General features: G+C 74.4%; 3 protein-coding genes. 2 read left to right on the forward strand and 1 reads right to left on the reverse strand.

The window, feature by feature from the left end; translation table 11 throughout:
• Both AB0J52_RS30045 and AB0J52_RS30050 read left to right on the forward strand, forming a co-directional pair.
• A partial coding sequence (locus AB0J52_RS30045) for a DUF5682 family protein (RefSeq protein ID WP_500186013.1) occupies positions 1-2,785 on the forward strand: 2,785 nt, incomplete at its 5' end.
• A 104-nt stretch (positions 2,786-2,889) separates the two neighbouring features.
• The gene (locus AB0J52_RS30050) at positions 2,890-3,177 is read left to right on the forward strand and encodes an Lrp/AsnC family transcriptional regulator (RefSeq protein WP_500186015.1); all 288 of its coding nucleotides are present in this window, start codon (positions 2,890-2,892) and stop codon (positions 3,175-3,177) included.
• Between the two features lie 42 nt (positions 3,178-3,219).
• On the opposite strand, the gene AB0J52_RS30055 is transcribed toward AB0J52_RS30050, so the two are convergent.
• A complete protein-coding gene (locus tag AB0J52_RS30055; protein ID WP_500186016.1) occupies positions 3,220-3,903 on the reverse strand; it encodes a hypothetical protein in 684 nt (227 codons plus the stop codon).
• Positions 3,904-4,170 lie beyond the last annotated feature (267 nt).

Consider the following 4,170-nt stretch of genomic DNA (forward strand, 5'->3'; position numbering starts at 1 on the left):
GGAGCGGTTCGCGTGCGCGCCCGGGGCCGCCGCCGACATCCTCGCGGGCATGGTGGACGACGTCGACCGCGCCCTGGCCGAGGAGCTGGAGATCTTCCCGGTCTGCCACCACTCGCCCGCGTCCGCGCTGGCGATGGCCCGGCGGCTGCGGGAGAAGCGGCCCAAGGTCGTCTACCTCGAACTCTGCGAGGACATGCGGCCCCTGCTGGACGAGCTGCGCAACTGCCGGCTGCCGGTGGCGCTGCAGGCGTTCGCGAGCGACATCCAGGGCTTCGACCCGGAATGGGCGCCGCTGTCGGTGGTCGCGCCGATCACCGAGGCGTCCGCCGAGTACCAGGCGATCGCGTACGCGCTGGAGACGCCGGGCGTGGAGCTGGTCGCGGTGGACTGGTCCACCGACCACGTCTTCCAGTGGGAGAAGTCCGATCCGGCGGGGAGGTCCAAGCGGGACGCCGAATCCGAGTCCAAGCCCGAGTCCGCGTCCGAACCCGGGGCCGAAGCCGGGTCCGAAGGCGAGGACGAGGACGCCGCCCTGCACGGCGACGCGGTCGGCATCGAGCTGGGCGACCTGCGTCCCGGCTTCGCCGAGCTCGAGGAGCACCTGCTGCGCCACGGCCGCGTCCGGCACTGGTCGGAGTGGTGGGACCAGTACGTCGAGCAGCCGCTGAGCGGTGCCGGGTACGACGCCTACCGGCAGGCGATGCTGCTGGTGGGGAGCCTGTTCCGGCGCCTTCGCGACACCGGTGACCTGCGCCGCAGCGAGGAGCGCGAGCGGCACATGTGGACCCGGATGCGGCAGCACCTCGCCGCGTCGGGGACGGAGGCCGGCGACGCCCTGTACGTGTGCGGCGCGCTGCACGCGGCGAGCCGGGTCGAGCAGTTCGGGGTCCGCTCGGACGCGCCGTACGAGATCGCCGAGCCGTCGGGGACGCGCTGGCTGCACGGCCTGATCCCGTCCAGCCACTCGGCGATCGAGGCGCAGTTCGGACTGGCCAAGGGCTCGGTGTCGATCGCCGCCGCGACCTGGGAGAAGGCGCTCAAGCGCGGCGGCGTCGCGCCGTTCCGCCTGGCCGGGCAGAAGGGCAAGGCGCCCAGGGCGCCCAAGCCCGCGCCGGCCGCCCCCGCCGAGGACCGGCTGTCCGGCTTCCTCACCACCCCGCCCGAGCCGGGCGTCCTGGACGAGCGGGAGCTGCTGGCCTGGTCGGTCGACCTGGTCCGGCTGGCCCGCCGCAACGGCTACCTGGCGAGCACGGCGGACGCGATCGCGGTGGTCGAGACGTCGGTGCTGCTGGCCGGGATGCGCGGCCGGAGCCGTCCGACGCCGTACGACTTCCAGGACGCGGCGGTCACCTGCATCGAGAAGGACGCCGTGCCGGGCCGCCGGGACGTCCGGCGGCTGTGCGAGATCCTGCTCGGCGGCGACCGGGTCGGCCAGGTCGGGTACGCGGCGCTGCCGCCGCTCGCCCAGAACGTCCTGGACCGGCTCGAGCCGCTCGGCCTGGACCTGACGAAGCGGACCGTCCAGCGGGCGCTGCTCGACCTGCGCGCGGAGCCCCGCCTGCGGGCCTGCTCGGACGTGCTGTGGATGCTGCACCGGCTGCTGCCGAAGGGCGTCGTCCGGCCGATCATGGGTTCGCGGACGCTCGGCGAGCACTCGGTCCAGGAGAGCTGGGACCTGTCGCTCGGCCGCGACCAGCGCTGGCTGGTCGAGCTCGGCTACGAGGGCGTCACGGTCGAGCAGGTCCTCGAACAGCGGCTGCGCAAGGCCGCCTGGGCCGCGGACGCGACGGCCTCGACCGCGCTCGCCGCCGTGGAGGACGCGCTCGTCCTGCTCGGCAACCGCCGGTTCGTGGCCGAGCTCGGCTCCCGCGCGGTCGAGCTGCTGGCGGCCGAGCGCACCGTGGACGACGCCCCCGAGGTGCTGCGGCGCGTCCGGCGGCTGCTCGCCCACTACCGGGCGAGCGAGCCGGAGCTGCCCGCCTGGTGCCAGCGGTTCGTCACCGAGGGGTACGCCCACTACTGCACCCTGCTGCCGACGGCGTTCACCGAGGAGGAGACGGGCGTCCGGCAGGTCGCGGCGATGCTCGGCTTCCTGTTCGGGATGGAGAGCCTGGCGCTGTCGCTCGGCTGCGACCACGCCCAGCTGGAGATCGCGGTCGCCCAGTCGCATCCGGAGGCGCCGGCGAAGGTGGCGCTGCTGTGGGCGGCGCGGCTGCAGCTCGGCGCGCTGACCCGAGCCGAGCTGCGGGAACGCTGCGACGCGATGCTCGGCAACCCGCTGGTCGTGCCGTCCTTCCCGCACTACCTGAGCGGGTTCGTCCAGGCGCTGGAGCCGGTCCCGACGTTCGCGCCGTTCGTCGTGGAGGTGATGTCGAAGGCGTTCGGGAGCCTGCCCGACCACGTCCTGCTGCCGTGGCTGCCGCGCCTGGTCACGACGCTGCGCGAGCAGGCGGCGGAGCTCGTGCCGGTGCTGACCCGGGAGGCCGGGCGCACCTTCCCCGGCTCGCTTCCGGCCCTGGACGCGTGGACGCCGCCGTGGGAGGCCGCGCGGGACCGGGAGGCCGCTCCTCCTTCCCCGCAGGGCGGCGCGGTGCCGTCCGGGCCCGTGGCGGAGCTGCTGGCCGCGCATCCGGACGCGTGCGACGCGGTCGCCGCCTTGTTCGGCCTGGAGCCGGTCTGGGCAACGGCTCCGGTGGCGCAGGCGCCCGCCCACGCCGCGGCCGCGGCGCTGGTCGAGCGGCATCCGGCCGCCGCCGGGGCGCTCGCCGCGCTGGTCACCGCCTGAGCGGCCCGCCCGGGCCGGCGCGGCGCCGGCCCGGGCGGGCCCTCTCCAGTGTCCGGCCGGGCACTGGATAGGCTCGGACGGTAACGATCGTTTCGGGAGGATCTGTGGTCACCGCGCTCGTGTTCATCAAGACCGACGTGGACCGCGTCCACGAGGTGGCCGAGGAGATCGCCGCCCTGGACGGGGTCAGCGAGGTCTACTCGATCACCGGCGGTCACGACCTGGTGGCCATGGTGCGGGTCCGGCGGCACGACGACCTGAACGCCGTGATCCCGGGGCGCCTGAACAAGGTCAAGGGCGTCCGCGGCACCGAGACGCACATCGCGTTCCGCACCTACTCCCAGCACGACCTGGAGGTCGCGTTCTCGCTGGGCCTCCCCGACGCAGACTGAGCCCCGGCGACGGCGACCGGACCGCTTCGGGGAACGCCGCCGTCACGGGTAGTAGGTGGCGAGCTTCTGCTTGATCGCGGCGACCGAGGACGCGAACGGGACCGGGGCCGGATCCCCGTTGCGGTAGTCGAGCAGGTCCATGGCGTAGGCGGCGCGGCCCTGCCGGACGAGCGCGACCTGCCAGTGCTGGGTGCCGCCGCCCCCGTTGACCCCGGTGGTGAGCCGCCACACGTCCACGCCGCCGGTGGTCTCGACCTTCGTGACCGCGGTGACGTAGAGGGTGCCCATCGGGCCGCCGGGCTTCTCCCGCTCGACGCAGGAGGCCAGCAGGCTCTTCCACTGCTGCTCGAACGACGCGGCCGCCGCGCTGTCGGCGAAGACCCACACGTCGTTGTAGTTGGAGTACCAGGTCGGCGTGTCGTAGCGGGCGCCCAGCCCGTCCCGCGCGCCGGTGGCCCGGCCGTACTCCCAGCAGGACGGCCCGGTGACGGACGGCTGGAAGTACGGGTCGATGTAGGGGTTGGCGCGCCATGTCTCGTCCACGGGCGGCTGCTGGGCGGCCGACAGCAGCACGCCCCGGTCGACGCTCGACGCCGTCCGGGCAGGTGCGGCCTTCTTGGCGGGGGAGGGGGCGGGGGACGCGGCGTGGGCGGGGGAGGCGGCCAGCGTCAGCGCCAGGAGGGCGGCGGCGGCCGTGGCGGTCGTCCGGACCTTGGAGACGGGCATCGGGCAGATCCTCTCCGGGAGGGAACCGTGCGAACGGTGGGAACTCGGAGGTGATCATGCGGCCGGGCCGGGCGAATTAATCCAAACTTGAACAACTGTTACCCGAGCGCAACAAGGCCGGCCGTCCGCGCCCGAACGCGGACGACCGGCCTTGACCGGGTCATCGCAGGTCCTCGCCGTCCCGGCAGCCCTGGTCGGCCCGGCCGGACCTCAGCGGGCGGCGGCCGAGACCGCCACCCAGCGGTCCAGCAGGGCCGCCGCCGCGCC

The organism is Spirillospora sp. NPDC049652 (assembly GCF_040675125.1).
GTDB lineage: Bacteria > Actinomycetota > Actinomycetes > Streptosporangiales > Streptosporangiaceae > Spirillospora.